Source organism: Flavobacterium sp. CR10 (genome assembly GCF_055814415.1).
The window spans coordinates 3,550,136-3,570,630 of the sequence record NZ_CP185985.1 but is presented as its reverse complement, the minus strand read 5'-3'; the positions used below and the strand labels follow the sequence as shown (position 1 = coordinate 3,570,630).

Sequence of the window (20,495 nt, the reverse complement as noted above, 5' to 3'; positions counted from 1 at the left end):
ACAAATTATTTTTTTTTAGTTTTTAATTAGTTTGATTTTGGATTTTTTTGTTTTTATCTTAATTGAATTAAGAATTCTAGTTACAGCCAGAAGTCGTAATTACAATCTGATTTCCATTCATCTCATAATTGGTGTCGTTTCCGATACTTTTACAGATTATTTTAAGTTTTTCAGCTAGAGGCTGATCACTCAATGAAGTTGTTAAACGGCAGTCTTTCAATTTGTCGTGAGGAAAATCTATATCTACCAAATAAGCCTGTTCAATAGTTTCAAGAATCTGTGCTACAGGGATATCTGTAAATTCAAAACTTAATTGTTCGATATTTCTAACACTATTCACTAAAATTGGATCTTGTGTTATATTGGTTATTTTATTAAAAACCATTTCTTTACGAACAAAACGCAATGCTTGATTAGGAAGAAGAACAATTTCTTTGTTTTCAACAGCACGAACTAAATCGTTTGACTTTACCTTAACTTTACCGGTGCGAACAAGAACTTCAACGTTTTGCTGGTCTGGATAAGCCTTTATTCTAAAGCTTGTTCCAACAACGCGAGTTACAATCTCGTTAGCGTAAACAAAAAAAGGCTTTTTAGGATTTTTACTAATTTCAAAGAAACCTTCGCCGGATAAATACACCTTTCTTTCGTTTCCGGTAAAGATTTTAGGGTAACTTAATTTACTATTGGGCTGTAATAAAACCGAACTTCCGTCAGACAAAGTGATTATCTGCGATTTTTCAGAATTGTTGGTTTGTTCTACCAAACCTTCATCATTATCCTGAACTAATTCATTGTACGTAACGACATTATCGTTAGTTATTATGCTATTTTTAAAAAACCAAGTAGAAAAAACACTAACCAATACAGCTGCAGCAATACCAGTGATCCAGTATCTTTGTATTTTAAGTTTTTTAATTTTTGAGGTTTGTTTAGAGAGTCCTTCTCTATGCTCAATTTTACGCCAAGTTTGCTGTAAGGCTTCATGAACTTCATTTGAAGAAAGTTTAGACTCTGGAACTCGCATTGCTAGCAATACAAGTCTAGCATCTTCAACAAGTTTAGCTCTCTGAAGATTTTCTAAAGTCCATTCTTCCCAGCCTTGCTCATCAACTTTTGATAAAATCCATAGTTGAAAAGATTCATCAGCCAAGAAGTCTTCTATTTCGATATAATTGTTACGTTTTTGCATCTTATTATTAAGGTTACAAAAACATAGAGGACAGTTTTTATATTATATACTCACTTATTTAAGATTTTTTTTTGATTTTTTCTTAAATTTTTAAAAAACCCCTGAAGATATAAGGACTAGAAACGGAATACTGCCTTTCCATTCCTTACGAAGATTTAACAAACCACGATGAAGAAGATTACTAGCAGACTGATAATTCATCTCCAGTAAATCGGCAATTTGATCAACGCTCAAACCTTGGTGGTAACGTAAATATAAAGCCTCTTTTTGGCGTACAGGCAAATCATTTAGTAATTTATTTAAAAGAAGAACACGTTCGGCTGTTACTTCATCTTCAACCAAATCATTTTCTATAGAAAAATCAAAAAGGAATTCCAAAACATCTGTGGTTGTGGTCTTTCTAAATACATGATCTCTTTCATGCAAACGTGCAATTCTCTTTCTAACGCTGGAAAGCAAGTATGCCTTAGCAACAACATTATCTTGAAGAGAATCTCTATAAAGCCAAATATCTGCAAAAACATCCTGTATACAATCTTGCACCTTTTCAGCGTACGGGCAAAGTGAATTGCCGTAACTAATTAGATCTCTATAATATTTTTCAAAAAGCAGAGAGAAAGATTTCTCATTTCCATTTTTCAAATTATTCCATAGAATAAAATCGTCTAAAACCTTGTTTTTTAAAATTTGGCTCATATAAGATACTTTGGGCAAAAAATCCAATCATTTTAGATCATTCTTAAAAGAAGATTAATTGCAAGAGATTAAATCGTAAATGAAAATTTGATTCTTAGATATTCAAATGGTTTATAATAAACATTATTTAACAAAAAATAAATAAGTCTTTTACATTTCACCAAGCTTTGACCATCTCAAAAGAATTAAATTTTAACATTAATTTTTGTTTTTGTGTGATAAATATAGAAAAGCAAATGGTTAAAACCCAATAAATCGCTAAAATTTGCTTCTTTTTCCAAATTCATCAGTTTTTACCTTATTTTTTTGATTAAACTTAAAGTTTACGATAATTTAAATTTTTATTAACAGAATTATATGACACAATTGACAAGTTTCATAGTTATTTATCAAATAAAATCTCAAAAAAAAAAAGCCTTACAAAAAGTAAGACTTTTTCTTGAGTGTAAAAACACTTTCAAATTTTAACGAACTTCATAATTGAGCCTCCAGACGCAGTTTTGACTTGAAGAATATAGTTTCCTGATTGAAATTTTGAGACATCAATTTTAGAAATATTTTGAGCATTTGGTATCACTTCAATCACTTGCCCTAAAACATTATAAACATATATTGATTCAATTTCTACTAAATCTTTAGATTCTATTTGCAAATAATTTCGAACTGGATTTGGGTAAATATTTAAATGGGATGAAAGTTCGAAATCTGGTCTTCCTAATGTTTTAAAAGTTGATGTTGCCTTGTTTGTTAAAATTGGAAAATTATAATCAAAATAAATATTAGCCTCATTTTCAAATGAATCACCTACCTTTAAAGTTGGCAAAGTTTTAATTTTAAAGGCAATATAGCCATCATTATGAGCATCATCAAAAGGAAGATCTATCTTTTTGAAGATAAATTCTATCTTGTTTACATCAGAAACTTTCACTTCATAAGCATGACTTGCACTAGTAGGAATTAAAGTCGAAATATCAAATTTCGATATATCAATCACATCTTTAATCACTACATTTTCAGCATTATAAGTTCCCGTATTTTCAAAACGAATTAGATAGTGAACATATTGACCAATAAGTTCAGGTTTAATAACTTTTCCTTCTAAACAGATTTTATCATTTGGATCATAAGAACCCACAACCGTTTGAGCAAGTTCAAAAACATTATCTTCAGATGTTTCATCAGTTTCTGCAGAATTAATGATAGCTTTATACTTCAATATTTCTCCAATATTTATTGCTGGAGTTTCAACAGGAGAATTGACGTTTAAAACTAAATCAATTTCTCTGCTTTCAAATGGTTTTAGATTTGAAAAATTCCAAACTAATTTACCAGAGCTTTGACTAGAAACCACAGAGTTTGAAGAAACAAAATCCAAAATTGAATCGTCAAAATTAAGATTTACAGTTCCTGATTGAACCGTATTCCCTTTGTTTTTGTAGACTAATTTATATTTTGCATCAAAACCAGGTCTAGCGGCATCGATCGGTATAATATTGATTTCTAAATCGTTATGGACACCATTTGGAAAAATGCAAAAATTTTGATTAAAAGGGCTTACCTGCGTAGGGAAAACAACATCCGCATAAGATGGTAAAACCGTAAAATAACTAGAATTTTCAACAATAGGAGTTACTTTATAAGAACCCGCAGGAATCTTCAAAGCATATTCGCCATTAGAATCTGCGGTAAAATACTCCAATTTTGTACCATCAAAAATTGAAAATTTTAAGTACTTAGCTCCTATATCACCAGTATCACAGCCATTACTATCAACATCAATCTGGCTTTTGCCTTTTATAGTGTAGTTTGTTCCGCCTGGCTCAAATGAGCAATAATTTCCAACTAAGCAATTTTCATATCTATATGGTGCTATTTTTTCTGTAACCAATGCCAGATTAAAATCGTCATCGCAAATATATTGCAGATTAGGACAATTTGACAAATTAAAACCATTGTAGCCTAACGAACTTAAAGGTGTCTCTAAAAAACTTAAATTTTTAACAGCTCCGTTTTTAATATTAAGAAACTCTAAATTTGGACAATCTGATATATTTAACTCTTTTAAGTTTTTCGAACTACTAATATCTAAGGTTTTAATTAATGTATGCCCAATCCATAAAGTCTCTAAAAGCACTTGATTTGATAAATCAATAGATTCAATTGGATTTGCCCCACCGTAACAATCTGTTATTATTTTAGAATTTGAAAAATCGAGAAAGGTTATTTTATTATCCCAAAAATCTAAATACTCAAGTCCAGGCAATTTTGCGATATCTAGGCTTGGCAATAAATTTTGTGCACATTTAAAAAACCATAATACTGTTGAATTAGGGAGCTTTAACTCAGTAAGCTTGTTTTTGTAGCAAACGAGTTCTCGCAAATGCGAACTATTCGAAACATCCAGAGATTGCAAATCATTATTGTTGCACTCAATTATGTTTAATTCTGTTAAGTTACTAACATTCAATGAAGTTAATTTGTTTTGCCCGCAAATAAGTGAACTTATTTTGCTTAAATCTGAAAGATTTAAGTCACTAATTAAATTTGAAGAGCAAACTAATCTAGTAAGTTTTTTTAAACTACTGACATCTAAAATTCCCAAATTATTATTAGAACAATTAAAATCAGTTAGATTAGAAAAGTTCGACAATTGATCCAGCGATGCAATATTAGAATCTCTTAAATCTAAATAGCTTACATTTAAAGCTTCAGCTATTTCAATTTCACCATTGTTGTTAGAATCAATTTTAAAGTAATTTGAATTTAAATCTTTTGCGATTGTGTTATAACCATTTGCTTGAAGCAATTTTGCCTTGAAATTGGCATCTGGAAAAGTAATTATTTGCGCTTTTGATGAAGAAAAAAAGCACAAAGTCAGTAATAGCAGGTAGTTTTTTATCATAGGGTTGTTAGTTTTTGGTGTTTAAATATATAAAACCCAAAATTAAAAACCTATAGCCTTATAAAAAAAACCTTACTAATTTACTTAATAAGGTTTTTTATAATCTGATGTATAAAAGTAACTTAAAAAGCTACATTCCATCTTGGCAATTTACCATTTTCATCCAAGAAATTTTGCAAAACTTGCCCTTCAACAGCTGTTGGAATAGCTTTTGCATCACCCGCAAAAGTTTCATACCAAACTACTTCAAGCTCAGAAATATTCTCTAATTTCATTTGAGCCGGCCAAGAATATTTTCTTCCTGTTTTAGCAAACTGATGACCGTTTACTATTTTATCGTAAAGTCCGCCATTTTTGCTTTTTAAAGTTCCGTCATTCTGAACAGTTCCTGTAGAACCAACCATAATCAGTTCTTTTGTATCACCTTCAACAGCATATACAATAAAGATTCCAGCGCTTCCTTCTGGCGCGTTGCAAGCTTCTTCTAAACTATCATTTACTGTAAAAGTAAAACTGTTTGTTGATTTAAATTTTTCTAATTCTTTGTACATAATTCTTTTTTAAGCTTCTAAGATACTGTCCCGATAGCTATCGGGATCGATGCTGAGTTTTTTTTTTATATTTATCCTCAGTATTTTAAAAATGTAAAAAAGTCTCAACAAGAAATTGAGACTTTTTTAAAATTTGTTATTTTGAGACTTGAAAATTATCCAAGTACTTCTTTTACTTTTTTACCAATTTCAGCTGGCGAATCAACAACGTGAATTCCGTTGTCTCTCATGATTTGTTTTTTAGCAGCAGCTGTATCATCAGAACCACCAACGATTGCACCTGCGTGCCCCATTGTTCTACCAGCAGGAGCAGTTTCTCCAGCGATAAATCCAATAACTGGTTTACGGTTACCATCAGCTTTTACCCATCTTGCAGCATCAGCTTCTAATTGACCTCCAATTTCACCAATCATGATGATAGCTTCAGTTTCTGGATCATTCATTAATAATTCAACAGCTTCTTTAGTTGTAGTTCCAATAATTGGATCTCCACCAATACCAATAGCAGTAGTGATTCCTAAACCTTGTTTTACAACTTGGTCAGCAGCTTCGTAAGTTAAAGTTCCAGATTTAGAAACGATACCAACTGTTCCTTTTTTGAAAACGAAACCTGGCATAATACCAACTTTAGCTTCACCTGGAGTAATTACACCTGGGCAGTTTGGTCCAATTAATCTAGAATTTCTTTCTTTAACATAATTATTTGCTTTAATCATATCTGCTACAGGAATTCCTTCTGTAATAGCAATAATTACTTTAATTCCAGCATCAGCAGCTTCCATAATTGCATCAGCAGCAAAAGCTGGCGGAACAAAAATGATAGAAGTATCAGCACCAGCTTGGTCAACAGCATCTTTTACTGTATTAAAAACTGGACGATCTAAATGGCTAGTACCACCTTTTCCTGGAGTTACACCTCCAACAACATTAGTACCGTACTCAATCATTTGAGAAGCGTGGAAAGTTCCTTCACTTCCTGTAAATCCCTGAACAATTATTTTGGAATCTTTATTAACTAAAACACTCATGATATATATTTTATGTAGTTTTTAAATTTGTGTTGCAAAAATAAGGTTTTGTAATGTATTTTGACTCTTTTATTGTCAAAAAAATATTAAGAAAATTGACTCATTTGATAACCTCTATAAAGTTTATCATCTTTTATTTGCCAAATGGTTGCGAAATGTGCTAAAAGCATCTCTTCTCTCGGATTCTCGATTGTTTTTACAAAATGAGAGTAACGCACTGATACTAAATCATCTTCACTAATAATATGGCTAATTCTAACCTTAGAACGCACGTAAGCACGACTAAGCTCATTCGCCATTTCAATTATCGAATCATAATCCATTTGAATAAAACCTTTGCTGCTGTTCCATTCAAGCGTTACATCAGGATGCAGATATGTTTTTAAAATTTCGCTATCAATTAAGGCATCTGACTTATAAAATTTCTGAACAAATTCTTTAATAGACATATTACTTCAATTTATTTAAAATTTCAGGAATCTTCTTAATGTTGGCTAATTGTTTCAATTTTTCTCTAGATTCTTCAATTGGTGTCCCAAAATACGATTTTCCTCCTTCAACTGACTTAGTTACACCAGTCTGCCCCATAACAACGGCTTTTGCTCCAATTGTTATACCGCTTGTTGTACCTACTTGCCCCCATAAGGTTACTTCATCTTCAATAATCACACAACCTGCAATACCCGTTTGCGAAGCAATCAGACATTTTTTTCCAATTACAGTATCATGACCAACATGTACTTGATTATCTAACTTAGAACCTGCACCGATAGTTGTATCTCCAGTAACCCCTTTATCTATCGTACATAAAGCACCAATACCAACATTATCTTCAATAACAACTCTTCCGCCAGAAACTAATTGATCAAATCCTTCTGGGCGTTTTTTATAATAAAAAGCATCTGCTCCTAAAATAGTTCCAGCATGTATAATTACATTGTCTCCGATTACAGTATGGTCGTAAATAGACACATTAGAATGTATTAAGCAGTTCTTACCGATTTTAACATTATTCCCAACAAAAGTATTTGGCTGAATTACAGTACCTTCTCCTATCTCTGCAGAATCAGCAATTGCAACATTAGCAAACTGGAAAGGTCTAAAATGTTTTGTAAGAATATTGAAATCTCTAAAGGGATCATCAGAAATTAAAAGGGCCTTACCTTCTGGACATTCTACTTCTTTGTTTATTAAAACAATGGTCGCTGCCGATTGCAAAGCTTTATCATAATATTTTGGGTGGTCAACAAAAACAATATCACCAGGCTCCACAACATGTATTTCATTCATGCCTAAAACTTGAAAGTCTTTGTCTCCAATAAATTTGCAGTTAAGCAAATTAGCAATTTCTTGTAAAGAATGACTCTTTGGAAATTTCATATAGTATAATTAGAAAATTTGTCAATTAGAAAATGAGTCAATTAGAATGTGAATATACAAAATTATGTCGATTCACAGATTATCTAATTGACTCATTGTCAAATTTATCTTAATTAAAAGACTACTCTTTTACACGCTCCATATAAGAACCTGTAGCAGTATCAATTTTAATTTTATCTCCTTCATTAATAAACAAAGGAACGTTGATGTTTGCTCCTGTTTCTACTGTAGCATTTTTTGTAGCATTTGTAGCAGTATTTCCTTTTACACCAGGCTCAGCATAAGTAACTTCTAAAATAACAGATGCAGGCATATCTACTGATAATGGTAAATCTGTTTCTGTATTAATTTGAACCATTACATTTGTACCTTCTTTTAATAATTCTGGAGCATCCAGAATGTTTTTATTTAAAGAAATTTGCTCAAACGTTTCAGCATTCATGAAGTGAAATTCATCTCCTTCTGGATATAAAAACTGGAATGTGTGCGTTTCAACACGAATAACGTCAATTTTGTGACCTGCAGAAAATGTATTATCTAATACTTTTCCTGAAGTTAAACTTTTAAGTTTTGTTCTTACGAAAGCTGGACCTTTTCCAGGTTTTACGTGAAGGAATTCAATAATTTTATAGATATCGTGATTAAATTTAATACACAATCCGTTTCTAATATCTGATGTAGATGCCATTTGTTTTTTTTATTTTAGATTTTAGAATGTAGATTTCAGATTCTTCATAAAGAATCAATCTTCATTTTTTATTTAATATTTATTTCAAAGTTCAGAAATCTATCCCGCTAGCTATCGGGACTAAAATAATTAATAGTTTCCTGAGTAACCTTTCATAATTCCTCTTGATGAATTTCTAATAAAATCTAGAATTTCATCTCTTTCAGGAGTCGCTTCCATTTCAGCTTCAATAATACTTAAAGCCTGAGTTGTATTATAATTCTTTTGGTATAAAATTCTATAGATTTCCTGAATTTCTCTAATCTTTTCAGTTGTAAAACCTCTTCTTCTTAAACCAACTGAGTTAATTCCAACATACGATAATGGTTCTTTTGCTGCTTTCGTATAAGGCGGAACATCTTTTCTAACCAAAGATCCTCCAGAAATCATAGCGTGATCTCCAATATGGATAAACTGGTGAATTGCTGCCAATCCTCCAATAACTGCATGATTTCCAACAACTACGTGACCTGCTAAAGCAACACCATTTACAATAATCGCATTGTTTCCGATTTCACAATCGTGTGCAATGTGAGCATAAGCCATTACTAAACAATTATTTCCAATTACAGTCTGACCAGAAGCAATTGTTCCTCTATTTATAGTTACGCATTCTCTAATTGTACAATTATCACCGATAATAGCAAGAGAATCTTCACCTCCGAATTTTAAATCTTGTGGCACTGCAGAAATTACAGCTCCTGGAAAAATATTACAATTCTTTCCAATTCGAGCACCTTCCATAATGGTCACGTTTGAACCAATCCAAGTACCATCACCAATAACAACATTATTGTGAATTGTTGTAAATGGCTCTATTACAACGTTTTTAGCGATTTTCGCGCCTGGATGAACATATGCTAATGGTTGATTCATCTGTATGTTTTATATTTTTAATTAAAATATTCTAATTTGAAGCAACAAACCTAAACAATAAATTTGATAATTTATTATTGTTTTCTTGCTATTTGTGCCATTAATTCTGCTTCAGTAACCAATTTACCATTTGCATAAGCATTTGCCTGCATATGACAAATTCCTCTTCTGATAGGAGATATTAACTCACATTTAAAAATTAAAGTATCACCTGGCAATACTTTGTGTTTAAATTTAACATTATCAATTTTCATGAAATATGTCAAATAATTTTCAGGATCTGGAACAGTGCTTAATACTAATATTCCTCCTGTTTGCGCCATTGCTTCAACAATTAATACACCCGGCATAACTGGAGCTTCTGGAAAATGACCTACAAAGAAATTCTCGTTCATAGTAACATTTTTCAATCCTACTACGTGACGATCAGACATTTCGATAATTCTGTCAATCAACAAGAATGGTGGTCTGTGAGGCAGCATAGACATGATTTTATGAATATCCATCAATGGTTCTTGATGCAGATCGTAAGTAGGAACATGATTTCTCTGCTCTATTTTAATGATTTTAGCCAATTTCTTTGCAAACTGAGTATTTACAAAGTGTCCTGGTTTATTAGCAATAATTTTTCCTTGAATACGAACTCCAATTAAAGACAAATCTCCAATTACATCAAGCAATTTATGTCTTGCAGCTTCGTTTGGATAGTGTAAAGTCAAGTTATCCAAAACTCCATTTGGTTTAACAGAAATTTCATCTTTACCAAATGCTTTCTTTAAACTCTCCATTGTAGACTCAGAGATTTCTTTATCTACATAAACGATTGCATTATTTAAATCTCCACCTTTAATAAGTCCGTGCTCTAACAATGACTCTAATTCGTGAAGGAAACTAAAAGTTCTAGAACTTGCAATTTCAGATTTAAAATCTGATAAACTTTTAAGAGTAGCGTTTTGAGTACCTAAAACTTTTGTACCAAAATCTACCATTGTTGTAACCTGATATTCATCGCTTGGCATAACAAGGATTTCGCTTCCTGTAGCTTCGTCTGTAAAAGAGATTACTTCTTTTACTACATAAACATTACGTTGCGCATCTTGCTCTTCGATTCCAGCTTTTTCAATCGCTTCAACAAAATATTTTGATGAACCATCCATAATAGGAAGTTCAGAGGCATTCAATTCAATAATAATGTTATCCAAATCGCAGCCAACTACTGCAGCTAAAACGTGTTCTGGTGTTTGAATTTTTACTCCTAATTTCTCAAGATTTGTTCCTCTTTGAGTATTAACAACATAATTAGCATCAGCCTCAATGACTGGTTGACCTTGCAAATCTACTCTTACAAAAGTGAAACCATTATTAACGGGTGCAGGTTTAAAAGTCATTGTAACTTCTTTTCCAGTGTGTAAACCAACTCCTGTTAGCGAAATTTCATTTTTGATGGTCTTCTGTTTAACCATTATTTCCATTTTTTGGGTTTATTATTTGTTTTTTTAATTCTTCAACTTCAGCCACAATTTTAGGCAGATTCTTAAAATGAACATACGATTTGTTAAAATCTGTATATCCAAGAGATGGAGTTCCTTGCAGAACTTCATCATCTTTAATGTTTCTGGCTACACCCGACTGCGCTTGAAGCCTTACATTATTTCCTATTGTTAAATGACCTGCAATACCTACCTGTCCACCAATCATACAGTTTTCGCCTATTTTTGTAGAACCTGCTACACCGCTTTGAGCCGCTATCACAGTATTTTTTCCTATTTCTACATTATGGGCAATCTGAATCTGATTGTCTAATTTAACTCCCTGTCTAATTACAGTAGAACCAAGAGTTGCTCTGTCAATTGTTGTATTAGCGCCAATATCAACATTATCTTCTATAATAACATTTCCGATTTGAGGCACTTTACTGTATTCTCCGTTTTCATTTGGAGCAAAACCAAAACCGTCTGCACCTATAATAACACCAGAATGCACTGTGCAATTATTGCCAATTACAGTTTCAGAATAGATTTTTGCACCAGCAAAAATGAATACATTATCCCCAATAGTAACATTGTCACCAATAAAACTATTTGGATAAATTTTTACATTATTACCTAAAACCACATTTTGTCCGATATAACTAAAACTACCTAAATACAGATTCTCGCCATATTTAGTTCCCTCAGACATAAAAGACTGAGGCTCGATACCGTTTTTGTTTAATTTTACCTGATTATAAAAATGTAAAAGCTTAGAAAACGCCGCATAAGCATCTTCTACCTTTATAAGTGTAGTATTAATTTCCTGTTCAGGAACAAAGCTATCATTAACAATTGTTACTGTCGCTTTTGTCGTATATATATAATTGATATACTTTGGGTTAGCCAAAAAAGTAAGAGATCCCTCCTCACCTTCTTCGATCTTAGAAAGCTTAGAAACTTCTGCATTGGGATTCCCAACAACTTCTCCTTCTAAAATTCCTGCTATTTGTTCTGCTGTAAATTTCATCGCGACAAAAATATAAAAAATAGGTTTTAAATGTTAATTTTATATAAGTTGTTTTGGAAAACAGATGTAATATTTTGTTACCAATTTAGATAACGATTTCAAATTCAGCTGGTCAGAAGCCTCCACAACATCCTCAATTGTTTTATCTTTTTTCAAAATACGAATTGGTTCTGCTTCTTTGCTATATGCTTGGTTTTTAATTTTTCCTCTAAAAATAAAATATCCTGCATCTACAGCCGAAATATGATGTGCTTCTGCAAACTCTTCTTTTAAAGATTGTGATTCTTCCATTGGAATCTTTTCTGCACTTAGCTTTATTTTCAACAAATCTCTATTAATGATCATTTTACTTAAAGTAGAAAGTATAAAATCATTATGTCCCTGCCAGGCCTTTAAGGCACTTATAATATCAAAGTCATCTAATTGTGAGAACAAATCTAATTTCTCAGCATCAAAATCTTCAAGTGTAATTTTATTTTGCATGAAATACATTAGAGGTTCACTGCAAGGTAGTTTAACACCTTTTAAAGTCAACTCTTTTGCCCTTTTCAGCACTTTCATTAAAATTAATTCGGCAACCAAACTCGTCTTATGCAAATAAGCTTGCCAATACATTAATCTTCTAGAAAGCAGAAACTTTTCAACAGAATAAATTCCTTTTTCTTCAATCACCAAAACATCATCTTCAACATTCATCATCTGAATCAATCGTTCAGAATTCACGTTTCCTTCTGCAACACCTGTATAAAAACTATCGCGTTTTAAATAATCCATTCGATCCATATCCAATTGACTAGAAATCAACTGTAACATGAACTTTCTGTGATATTCTCCTTTAAATACCTGAATCGCCAAACTTAATCTCCCGTCAAATTCTTCATTAAGCTGATTCATAAACAATAATGAAATAGCTTCATGATGCACATCTTCTACAATACTTTTTTCCATTGCATGCGAAAATGGCCCATGTCCTATATCATGAAGTAAAATTGCTATTAAAAGCGCATTTTCTTCTTCTTCAGAAATAATGACATCTTTAAAACGAAGCGTATCAATAGCCTTTTTCATTAAATGCATGCAGCCTAAAGCATGATGAAAACGGGTATGATTGGCTCCTGGATACACCAAATATGATAATCCCATCTGTGAAATACGGCGCAAACGCTGAAAATAAGGATGCTGAATTAAGTCGTAAACCAGCTCATTCGGAATCGTAATGAAGCCATATATAGGATCGTTGAATATTTTTAATTTATTGATCTGAGTCACAGTCTGGTTATTTTTTAGGTCAACAAATATAAGTAAATAAGTATAAAGAGCTTGGTGTTTTTTATTTAAAAATCACAGTACAAATTGCCATGATTATCAATAAAATACATTTAAAAATGTTAAATTTCAAAATAAAATCATGCTTCATCTTTGGTAATTTTATACTATTTTTAATACTTTTTAAGTTCTATAACTTTAAATTGCAGTAAAATTAAATTGATTTATGGATAAGATAAAAATACTTTGGGTCGACGATGAAATCGATCTTTTAAAGCCTCACATATTATTTTTAGAAAAAAAGAATTACGAAGTTACGACTTGCAATAACGGACTCGATGCGATTGCGCTATTTGAAGAAGATAATTTTGATATTGTATTTTTAGATGAAAACATGCCTGGAATGAGCGGATTGGAAACGCTTTCTGAAATGAAAGAAAAAAAATCGGCCATACCAATGATTATGATCACAAAAAGCGAAGAAGAATATATTATGGAAGAAGCCATTGGTTCTAAAATCGCCGATTATTTGATTAAGCCTGTAAATCCGAATCAGATTCTGTTAAGTTTGAAGAAAAATCTGGATGATTCGAGATTGATTACAGAAAAAACAACCTTAGATTACCAGAAAGAATTCAGAAAAATTTCGATGGAATTGGCAATGGTTAATTCGTATGAAGACTGGATTGAATTGTATAAAAAATTGCTTTTTTGGGAACTAAAACTAGAAGACATCAACGATACAGCGATGATTGAAATTCTAGAATCTCAAAAAGTCGAGGCGAATTCTCAATTCGGAAAATTTATCGAAAGAAATTACGAAGACTGGTTTGCTCCAAAAGCAGATAAACCTATACAATCTAATACTTTATTTAAGGAATTAGTTGTTCCAGAAATAAAAAAGAAAGACAAACCGATTCTTTTTGTTGTAATTGATAATCTTCGTTACGATCAATGGAAATCTTTTGAAAGTGTAATTTCAAATTATTATAAGCTAGAGAAAGAAGTTCCGTACTACTCTATTCTTCCAACGGCTACACAATATGCTAGAAACTCTATTTTCTCTGGTTTAATGCCTTTAGAAATGGAAAAACAGTTTCCTGAATATTGGAAAAATGATGTGGAAGATGGCGGAAAAAACCTTTACGAAGCAGAATTTTTATCAGCTCAATTGAAACGTTTAGGCTTAAATATTAAGGAAGATTATTTTAAAATCACGAATTATGCTGGAGGAAAAAAACTGGCAGAAAACTTTAAGGCCTTAAAAGGAAACGACTTAGTAACGGTAGTTTACAACTTTGTTGATATGCTTTCGCACGCTAAAACCGAAATGGAAGTCGTAAAAGAATTGGCTTCAGATGACAAAGCATATCGTTCTTTGACTTTAAGCTGGTTTAAAAATTCACCTTTGTTAGAAATCATTCAACAAGCACAACTTTTAGGTTTCAAGCTGATTCTAACAACAGACCACGGAACAATTAATGTAAAAAATCCGTCGAAAGTTGTGGGAGATAAAAATACAAGTCTAAATTTGCGTTACAAAACTGGACGCAGCTTAACATACGAGCAAAAAGACGTTTATGTAGTTAAAGAACCTAAAACAATTGGTTTGCCTGCAATAAACATGAGCAGTTCGTTTATTTTTGCCAAAAATGATTTTTTCTTGGCTTACGTAAACAACTACAATCATTATGTGAGTTATTACAAAAACACCTACCAGCACGGGGGAATTTCATTAGAAGAAATGATTATTCCGTTCTTGGTATTTAACCCGAAGTAAAAAAATTTTCAGTCGCGGTTTTCAGTTTTCAGCAGTGAATACAATTAAATAAAAATAATTTTTGCCACAGATTTCACAGATTAACACTGATTAAAAAATCCTTTTTTATCTTTTAATCTGTGGCATTAAAAAATAATTCGCGAAAATTTGTGAAATTCGTGGCAAAAATTAAATAACAATGAACATCGTTTTTTCATTAGATCAAATTCAAGAAGTTGCAGAGCAGATTATAGCTTCAAATCCTAATAAAATTATCCTTTTTAATGGAGAAATGGGGGTTGGAAAAACCACTTTGATCAAACAGTTATGCAAAAGTCTTGGAATTACTGACGCAACTAGCAGCCCTACTTTTTCTTTAGTAAACGAATATCAAATTCCAAGCGGAAAAAAAGTCTATCATTTTGACTTTTACAGAATAAAACAAGAAACCGAAGCGCTAGATATGGGAGTTGATGATTATCTATACTCTGGAAACTGGTGTTTTATTGAATGGTCTGAAAAAATTGCAAGTTTAATTCCAGAAGAACATTCTACATTAAACATCAAATTACTTTCAGACGGAAAAAGAGAATTAGAATTGGTTTAAAACATTCAATCAATACTTATTATTGATAGTTATTATATTTCTTAACTTTTCGCTTTGAGTATTAGCACAATTTTTACACTAATTTTAAAACTTTTTACGTAATTTGTACTCTTAATTTTTTGCACTATCCATGTCAATCACGTTAACTCCATTTACAAAACAACAATTAATACCGCAGGAAGAAAAACTTGAGGTTGGTCGTTTTAAAAGAGAACTTTTTATAGGAATCCCTAAAGAAACAAGTTATCAAGAACGTCGTATCTGTCTTACGCCCGATGCAGTTGCTTCCTTAACTTATGAAGGGCATCGCGTTATGATAGAATCTGGCGCTGGAGAAAGTTCGAGTTATACTGATAAAGAATATGCAGATGCTGGTGCAGAAATTACAAAAGATACCAAAAGAGTTTTTGGGTGTCCGTTTCTATTAAAAGTAGAACCGCCAACTTTAACTGAAATTGAAATGATAAATCCTGAAACGGTAATTATTTCTGCTATTCAGCTAAAAACCAAAAAGAAAGAATATTTTGAAGCTTTAGCAAAAAAGAAAATCACTGCCTTAGCTTTTGAATATATAAAAGACGAAGACGGCTCTTATCCTGCTGTAAAATCTTTAAGCGAAATTGCCGGAACTGCTTCTATCTTAATCGCAGCCGAATTAATGATTACAAACGAGTTCGGAAAAGGGCTTTTATTCGGAAACATAACAGGCGTTCCTCCTACTGAAGTTGTAATTCTTGGCGCTGGAACTGTTGGCGAATTTGCCGCTAAAACCGCAATTGGATTAGGTGCAAACGTAAAAGTTTTCGATAATTCGATTACCAAATTACGTCGTCTGCAAAACAATTTAAATCAAAGAATTTTCACATCAACCATACAGCAAAAAGGCTTATTAAAAGCTTTAAGGCGCTGTGACGTAGCGATTGGAGCAATGCGCGGAAAAGAGCGTTGTCCGATTGTGGTAAACGAAACAATGGTTGAACACATGAAAAAAGGTGCTGTAATTGTTGATGTCAGCATTGATACCGGAGGTTGTTTCGAAACATCTGAAGTTACGACTCATGAGAAGCCAACATTCATAAAAAACAATGTTCTGCATTACTGTGTACCAAATATCCCTTCAAGATATTCTAAAACTGCTTCATTATCAATCAGTAATATCTTAACACCTTATCTGCATCAGATAGCCGAAGATGGTGGCATTGAAAGTGCAATTCGTTGCAACAAAGGCCTTAAAAACGGAATTTATCTTTATCACGGAATTTTAACTAACAAAGCTATTGGCGATTGGTTTGATCTTCCAGATAACGATATTAATTTACTTGTATTTTAAGGGAACTTTAATGTACCTTTGCAAAAATTTTATTTCATGAAGTTCGTACACCGTTTTGCATATTACCTGGTTGGTCTCGTTATGGGATGTTTTATTGTATCAGGATTTTTTATCGGAAAAGACACCCGTTGCAATTATTTTCCAAATGCCCGAGTTTTAAACAATCTTAGAACAAAACCTTTTCAATATTCTCCAAAAGCGGTTCAGACTTTAAACGAAAAATGGGTTGACACAGCAGATATCAAAAATACTTTAACTTACGGAGACGTAGATTTTGACCAAAGCAATGTTCCGTTCAAAAAAGGAAAACTGTATATCATTGAAGGAAAAACAGTAAAAAATCAGGAAATTATTCTGAAAGTGGTTAATTACGAAAACAAAGCCGTTTTAGAAGAAATCGTAAAAAAATAAAAAAAATCTTTTGTTTCTCGCTCCCGATAGCTATAGGGATTGCAGATTCAAAAGATTTTTTTTTAGCTGTAAATATTTCTCGCAAAGCCACAAAAACACAAAGTTTTTTTCCCTTTGTCTCTTTGCAACTCTGAGCCTTTGTAACTCTAAAAAATTACCATTCAATTTCTTTCAATCCTTTCGATTTCAAGAATTCATTAGTTTGGCTAAAATGTTTATTTCCAAACCAAAAACCTCTATTGGCGCTCAAAGGCGAAGGATGTCCCGATTTTAAAATGTGATGTTTTGATGCATCGATCAAAGAAGCTTTCTTTTGAGCAAAACCGCCCCAAAGCAAGAAAACAACATTTTCTTTTTCAGCAGAAATTTGTTTGATCACTGCATCAGTAAATTTTTCCCAACCTTTTCCCTGATGACTTCCTGCCTCAGATTGTCTAACTGTTAAAGTTGCATTTAAAAGAAAAACACCTTGATCTGCCCAACGTTCCAGATTACCTGTATTAGGCATTGGTATATTGAAATCATCCTGAATTTCTTTAAATATATTTTGAAGTGATGGCGGAAACGGAATTCCATCGTTCACAGAAAAACACAAACCATTTGCTTGGTTTGGCCCATGATACGGATCTTGCCCAATAATAACCACTTTTACTTCATCTAAATGACAATGATCAAAAGCAGAAAAAATCTGGTTCCCTTTTGGGTAACAAACTTTTGTGGCGTACTCAGATTTTACAAATTCTATTAAATCGTTGAAATATGGTTTTTCGAATTCTTCATTCAAAATAGGCTTCCAAGAAGAATGCATTTTTACGTCCATAATTTTTTTTATGCGAATTTCTGAAATAAATACTACAAATCATATTTACCAAAAGAAAAATATCGAAAGTCAAAAATTAAAACGATAGCAAAGAAAAAAGCTCATAATTCATAACTCATAATTCACAATTCATTATTGTTTTCGTACTTTTGTGATTGCTTTCATAAAGAAATTAAATGATCAGTATTACCGAAAAAACATTACAAGACTTACAATTTCCAACCGTTCTCGAAACCATTTCTGATGGTTGCAATACCGATATTGGAAAAGAAAAGGCTTTACAAATAAAACCATTTAGAGATAAAGAAGAATTAATGCAAGCTTTGATGCAAACATCAGAGTACGTGTCTTCTTTTCAAAATAATAACGCCATTCCGAATCACGGATTTGACGCCATAACGCATGAAATTAAGTTTCTTGCCATCGAAGACAGTTTTCTTGAAGTAGGGAGTTTTAGAAAAATAGCCAATCTTTCTGCTACTACAAATGTTCTATTGAATTTTTTAAAAAAGTTTGACGACTATTATCCAAACTTAAATGCTAGAGCTTCAAGAGTAGAATTGACCAAAGATATCATAACTGCTATTGATGCAATTGTAGATAAATATGGCGAAATAAAAGACAATGCTTCTCCTGCTTTGTCTGGAATTCGTCAGAATATGAATTTGGTTCGCGGAAAAGTAAACCAAAGTTTTGGTGTAGCTTTAACTCAATATAATAGTTTAGGTTATCTGGACGATATTAAAGAAAGTTTTGTTCAAAACCGTAGAGTTTTAGCCGTTTTGGCCATGTATCGCCGAAAAGTAAAAGGCTCAATTCTAGGAAGTTCCAAAACGGGAAGCATTGCTTACATCGAACCCGAAGCGACTTTAAAATATTCTAGAGAATTAGCTAATCTGGAATATGAAGAAAAGGAAGAAATTACACGAATTTTAAAGAATTTATCTAATGTAATTCGTCCGTATCTTCCTTTATTGATTGAATATCAAGACTTTTTAAGTGATATAGATGTTGTTGCCGGAAAAGCAAAATATGCAAATCGCATAAATGGAATCCTGCCAACAATTACAGAAGAAAGAAGATTATTCTTTAGAGAAGCTTATCATCCGATTTTGTATTTGAATAACAAACAAAAAAAGGAAGTCACATATCCACAAACTATTGAGTTAAAACAAGAAAACAGAATTATTGTAATTTCTGGACCAAATGCGGGAGGAAAAACTATTTCCTTAAAAACAGTTGGTTTATTACAATTGATGTTGCAATCCGGAATCTTAATTCCGGTTCATGAAAGAAGTGAAACTTTCTTGTTCGATAGAATTTTAACTGACATTGGAGACAACCAATCTATTGAAAATCATTTAAGTACTTATTCATATCGTTTAAAAAATATGAATTACTTTTTAAAGAAATGTAATCGAAAAACGATGTTCTTGATTGACGAATTTGGTACTGGTTCTGATCCTGAACTTGGTGGGGCTTTGGCTGAAATTTTCTTGGAAGAATTTTATCACCGAGAAGCTTTCGGAATTATTACGACGCATTATTCAAATTTAAAAATTTTAGCAAACGAATTGCCTTATGCAACAAATGCTAATATGATGTTTGATGAAAAGTCACTTGAACCAATGTACAAATTGGCACTAGGTCAAGCTGGAAGTTCGTTCACTTTTGAGGTGGCTCAAAAAAATGGTATTCCGTTCGGATTAATTAATCGTGCGAAAAAGAAAATCGAAGTTGGAAAAGTTCGTTTTGATAAAACCATTGCTACTCTACAAAAAGAACGTTCGAAGTTGGAAAAAACTTCTTTAAATTTAAAAGAAGAGGAAACTCGCGCTCGTGAAGAAAGTAAAAAGATGGAAAACATCAATACTAAAATTCAGCAGAAATTGGAAAGCTATCAGGAATTATATGATAGCAATCAAAAAATAATTTACATCGGACAAAAAATTGATGATATCGCTGAAAAATATTTCAACAATAAAAACAAGAAGGAACTGATTGGCGAATTTTTGAAAATTGTTGAAATTGAAAATTCAAAACGTAAAAAAGCAACTCCGAAAGAAGTAAAAGCAAAAGTTGAAAAGCAAAAAGAAATTATTGCTGAAGTTCAGGTAAAAGTTGAAGAAATTCGAAAAGAGAAAAAAGAGAAAAAACTTAAACCAGTTGTAGAAAAACCAAAACCTATTTTAAAAGTTGGCGATCGAGTAAGAATGCTTGACGGAAGATCTGTTGGAAGTATCGATTCTATAGAAAAAAATAAGGCAACTGTAAATTATGGAATTTTTACTTCGAAAGTAAGTTTGGATGAATTGGAATTGGTAGAGGCTGTTAAGAAATAAAGTTTTCAGTCGCAGTGACAGTTTTCAGTATAAAAAATTGATCAAAAAACGCCAAAATTAAAATAAAGCGATTTAAGCAATTGTTTTAAAAATTACGAAAAAGTAGATC

18 protein-coding genes are annotated in these 20,495 nt (G+C 32.0%); 5 read left to right on the top strand and 13 right to left on the bottom strand.

From position 1 onward, the window contains the following. Window positions 1–76: 76 nt before the first annotated feature. From ACNRYB_RS15570 to ACNRYB_RS15515, 12 genes are all read right to left on the bottom strand, one after another. Window positions 77–1,192, bottom strand: a complete 1,116-nt coding sequence (locus ACNRYB_RS15570; RefSeq protein WP_473727835.1) for a FecR family protein — start codon at window positions 1,190–1,192, stop codon at window positions 77–79. 90 nt (window positions 1,193–1,282) lie between these two features. Then, window positions 1,283–1,888: an RNA polymerase sigma factor gene (locus ACNRYB_RS15565; RefSeq protein ID WP_129747085.1), complete on the bottom strand. Its 606-nt coding sequence runs from the start codon at window positions 1,886–1,888 to the stop codon at window positions 1,283–1,285. Window positions 1,889–2,345: 457 nt separating this feature from the next. Then, window positions 2,346–4,790 carry a DUF7619 domain-containing protein gene (locus ACNRYB_RS15560; RefSeq protein ID WP_473727834.1) on the bottom strand — a complete coding sequence of 815 codons (2,445 nt, stop codon included), beginning with the start codon at window positions 4,788–4,790 and terminating at the stop codon, window positions 2,346–2,348. Window positions 4,791–4,912: 122 nt separating this feature from the next. Beyond that, a complete protein-coding gene (locus ACNRYB_RS15555; RefSeq protein WP_091131824.1) occupies window positions 4,913–5,341 on the bottom strand; it encodes a hypothetical protein in 429 nt (142 codons plus the stop codon). Between the two features lie 155 nt (window positions 5,342–5,496). Next, window positions 5,497–6,369, bottom strand: a complete 873-nt coding sequence (sucD, locus tag ACNRYB_RS15550; RefSeq protein ID WP_057118027.1) for a succinate--CoA ligase subunit alpha — start codon at window positions 6,367–6,369, stop codon at window positions 5,497–5,499. Between the two features lie 86 nt (window positions 6,370–6,455). Continuing rightward, entirely contained in the window at window positions 6,456–6,818 is a 363-nt protein-coding gene (locus ACNRYB_RS15545; protein ID WP_008464044.1) for a nuclear transport factor 2 family protein, read from the bottom strand. A gap of 1 nt (window position 6,819) precedes the next feature. Next, the gene (locus tag ACNRYB_RS15540) at window positions 6,820–7,749 is read right to left on the bottom strand and encodes a UDP-3-O-(3-hydroxymyristoyl)glucosamine N-acyltransferase (RefSeq protein ID WP_129747083.1); all 930 of its coding nucleotides are present in this window, start codon (window positions 7,747–7,749) and stop codon (window positions 6,820–6,822) included. A gap of 121 nt (window positions 7,750–7,870) precedes the next feature. After that, window positions 7,871–8,437, bottom strand: coding sequence for an elongation factor P (gene efp, locus ACNRYB_RS15535; RefSeq protein WP_008464042.1), 567 nt, complete (start codon window positions 8,435–8,437; stop codon window positions 7,871–7,873). Window positions 8,438–8,566: 129 nt separating this feature from the next. Beyond that, window positions 8,567–9,352, bottom strand: a complete 786-nt coding sequence (lpxA, locus tag ACNRYB_RS15530; protein ID WP_008464041.1) for an acyl-ACP--UDP-N-acetylglucosamine O-acyltransferase — start codon at window positions 9,350–9,352, stop codon at window positions 8,567–8,569. A gap of 74 nt (window positions 9,353–9,426) precedes the next feature. Next, on the bottom strand, window positions 9,427–10,815 hold the full coding sequence (locus ACNRYB_RS15525) for a bifunctional UDP-3-O-[3-hydroxymyristoyl] N-acetylglucosamine deacetylase/3-hydroxyacyl-ACP dehydratase (RefSeq protein ID WP_129747082.1): 1,389 nt from the start codon (window positions 10,813–10,815) through the stop codon (window positions 9,427–9,429). Continuing rightward, the gene (lpxD, locus tag ACNRYB_RS15520; protein WP_473727833.1) at window positions 10,808–11,851 is read right to left on the bottom strand and encodes a UDP-3-O-(3-hydroxymyristoyl)glucosamine N-acyltransferase; all 1,044 of its coding nucleotides are present in this window, start codon (window positions 11,849–11,851) and stop codon (window positions 10,808–10,810) included. Before lpxD ends, ACNRYB_RS15525 begins: the two co-directional genes overlap by 8 nt. Before the next feature lie 39 nt (window positions 11,852–11,890). Continuing rightward, window positions 11,891–13,120, bottom strand: a complete 1,230-nt coding sequence (locus ACNRYB_RS15515) for an HD domain-containing protein (RefSeq protein ID WP_473727832.1) — start codon at window positions 13,118–13,120, stop codon at window positions 11,891–11,893. 223 nt (window positions 13,121–13,343) lie between these two features. Between ACNRYB_RS15515 and porX the strand changes: the two genes are divergently transcribed. The 4 genes from porX (at window position 13,344) to ACNRYB_RS15495 (ending at window position 17,224) form a co-directional block, all read left to right on the top strand. After that, a complete protein-coding gene (gene porX / locus ACNRYB_RS15510) occupies window positions 13,344–14,897 on the top strand; it encodes a T9SS response regulator signal transducer PorX (RefSeq protein ID WP_119790901.1) in 1,554 nt (517 codons plus the stop codon). Window positions 14,898–15,075: 178 nt separating this feature from the next. Further along, on the top strand, window positions 15,076–15,483 hold the full coding sequence (tsaE, locus tag ACNRYB_RS15505; protein WP_473727831.1) for a tRNA (adenosine(37)-N6)-threonylcarbamoyltransferase complex ATPase subunit type 1 TsaE: 408 nt from the start codon (window positions 15,076–15,078) through the stop codon (window positions 15,481–15,483). Between the two features lie 130 nt (window positions 15,484–15,613). After that, complete coding sequence (locus ACNRYB_RS15500; RefSeq protein WP_008464031.1) at window positions 15,614–16,813, top strand: alanine dehydrogenase; 1,200 nt, start codon at window positions 15,614–15,616, stop codon at window positions 16,811–16,813. Window positions 16,814–16,849: 36 nt separating this feature from the next. Next, window positions 16,850–17,224: a DUF4258 domain-containing protein gene (locus tag ACNRYB_RS15495; RefSeq protein ID WP_473727830.1), complete on the top strand. Its 375-nt coding sequence runs from the start codon at window positions 16,850–16,852 to the stop codon at window positions 17,222–17,224. A gap of 154 nt (window positions 17,225–17,378) precedes the next feature. Here ACNRYB_RS15495 and ACNRYB_RS15490 read toward each other — a convergent pair whose 3' ends face one another. After that, a complete protein-coding gene (locus ACNRYB_RS15490) occupies window positions 17,379–18,044 on the bottom strand; it encodes a uracil-DNA glycosylase (RefSeq protein ID WP_473727829.1) in 666 nt (221 codons plus the stop codon). A 176-nt stretch (window positions 18,045–18,220) separates the two neighbouring features. Here ACNRYB_RS15490 and ACNRYB_RS15485 point away from each other — a divergent pair, with 176 nt between their 5' ends. Beyond that, window positions 18,221–20,386: an endonuclease MutS2 gene (locus ACNRYB_RS15485; RefSeq protein WP_473727828.1), complete on the top strand. Its 2,166-nt coding sequence runs from the start codon at window positions 18,221–18,223 to the stop codon at window positions 20,384–20,386. Window positions 20,387–20,495 lie beyond the last annotated feature (109 nt).

Bases quoted from the DNA above. Each gene is read 5' to 3' on its own strand.
- ACNRYB_RS15570 (WP_473727835.1), bottom strand. From the start codon at position 1,192: ATGCAAAAACGTAACAATTATATCGAAATAGAAGACTTCTTGGCTGAT.
- ACNRYB_RS15540 (WP_129747083.1), bottom strand. From the start codon at position 7,749: ATGAAATTTCCAAAGAGTCATTCTTTACAAGAAATTGCTAATTTGCTT.
- efp (WP_008464042.1), bottom strand. From the start codon at position 8,437: ATGGCATCTACATCAGATATTAGAAACGGATTGTGTATTAAATTTAAT.
- ACNRYB_RS15525 (WP_129747082.1), bottom strand. From the start codon at position 10,815: ATGGTTAAACAGAAGACCATCAAAAATGAAATTTCGCTAACAGGAGTT.
- ACNRYB_RS15560 (WP_473727834.1), bottom strand. From the start codon at position 4,790: ATGATAAAAAACTACCTGCTATTACTGACTTTGTGCTTTTTTTCTTCA.
- ACNRYB_RS15490 (WP_473727829.1), bottom strand. From the start codon at position 18,044: ATGGACGTAAAAATGCATTCTTCTTGGAAGCCTATTTTGAATGAAGAA.
- ACNRYB_RS15555 (WP_091131824.1), bottom strand. From the start codon at position 5,341: ATGTACAAAGAATTAGAAAAATTTAAATCAACAAACAGTTTTACTTTT.
- ACNRYB_RS15495 (WP_473727830.1), top strand. From the start codon at position 16,850: ATGAAGTTCGTACACCGTTTTGCATATTACCTGGTTGGTCTCGTTATG.
- tsaE (WP_473727831.1), top strand. From the start codon at position 15,076: ATGAACATCGTTTTTTCATTAGATCAAATTCAAGAAGTTGCAGAGCAG.
- porX (WP_119790901.1), top strand. From the start codon at position 13,344: ATGGATAAGATAAAAATACTTTGGGTCGACGATGAAATCGATCTTTTA.
- ACNRYB_RS15485 (WP_473727828.1), top strand. From the start codon at position 18,221: ATGATCAGTATTACCGAAAAAACATTACAAGACTTACAATTTCCAACC.
- sucD (WP_057118027.1), bottom strand. From the start codon at position 6,369: ATGAGTGTTTTAGTTAATAAAGATTCCAAAATAATTGTTCAGGGATTT.
- lpxA (WP_008464041.1), bottom strand. From the start codon at position 9,352: ATGAATCAACCATTAGCATATGTTCATCCAGGCGCGAAAATCGCTAAA.
- ACNRYB_RS15500 (WP_008464031.1), top strand. From the start codon at position 15,614: ATGTCAATCACGTTAACTCCATTTACAAAACAACAATTAATACCGCAG.
- ACNRYB_RS15565 (WP_129747085.1), bottom strand. From the start codon at position 1,888: ATGAGCCAAATTTTAAAAAACAAGGTTTTAGACGATTTTATTCTATGG.
- ACNRYB_RS15545 (WP_008464044.1), bottom strand. From the start codon at position 6,818: ATGTCTATTAAAGAATTTGTTCAGAAATTTTATAAGTCAGATGCCTTA.
- lpxD (WP_473727833.1), bottom strand. From the start codon at position 11,851: ATGAAATTTACAGCAGAACAAATAGCAGGAATTTTAGAAGGAGAAGTT.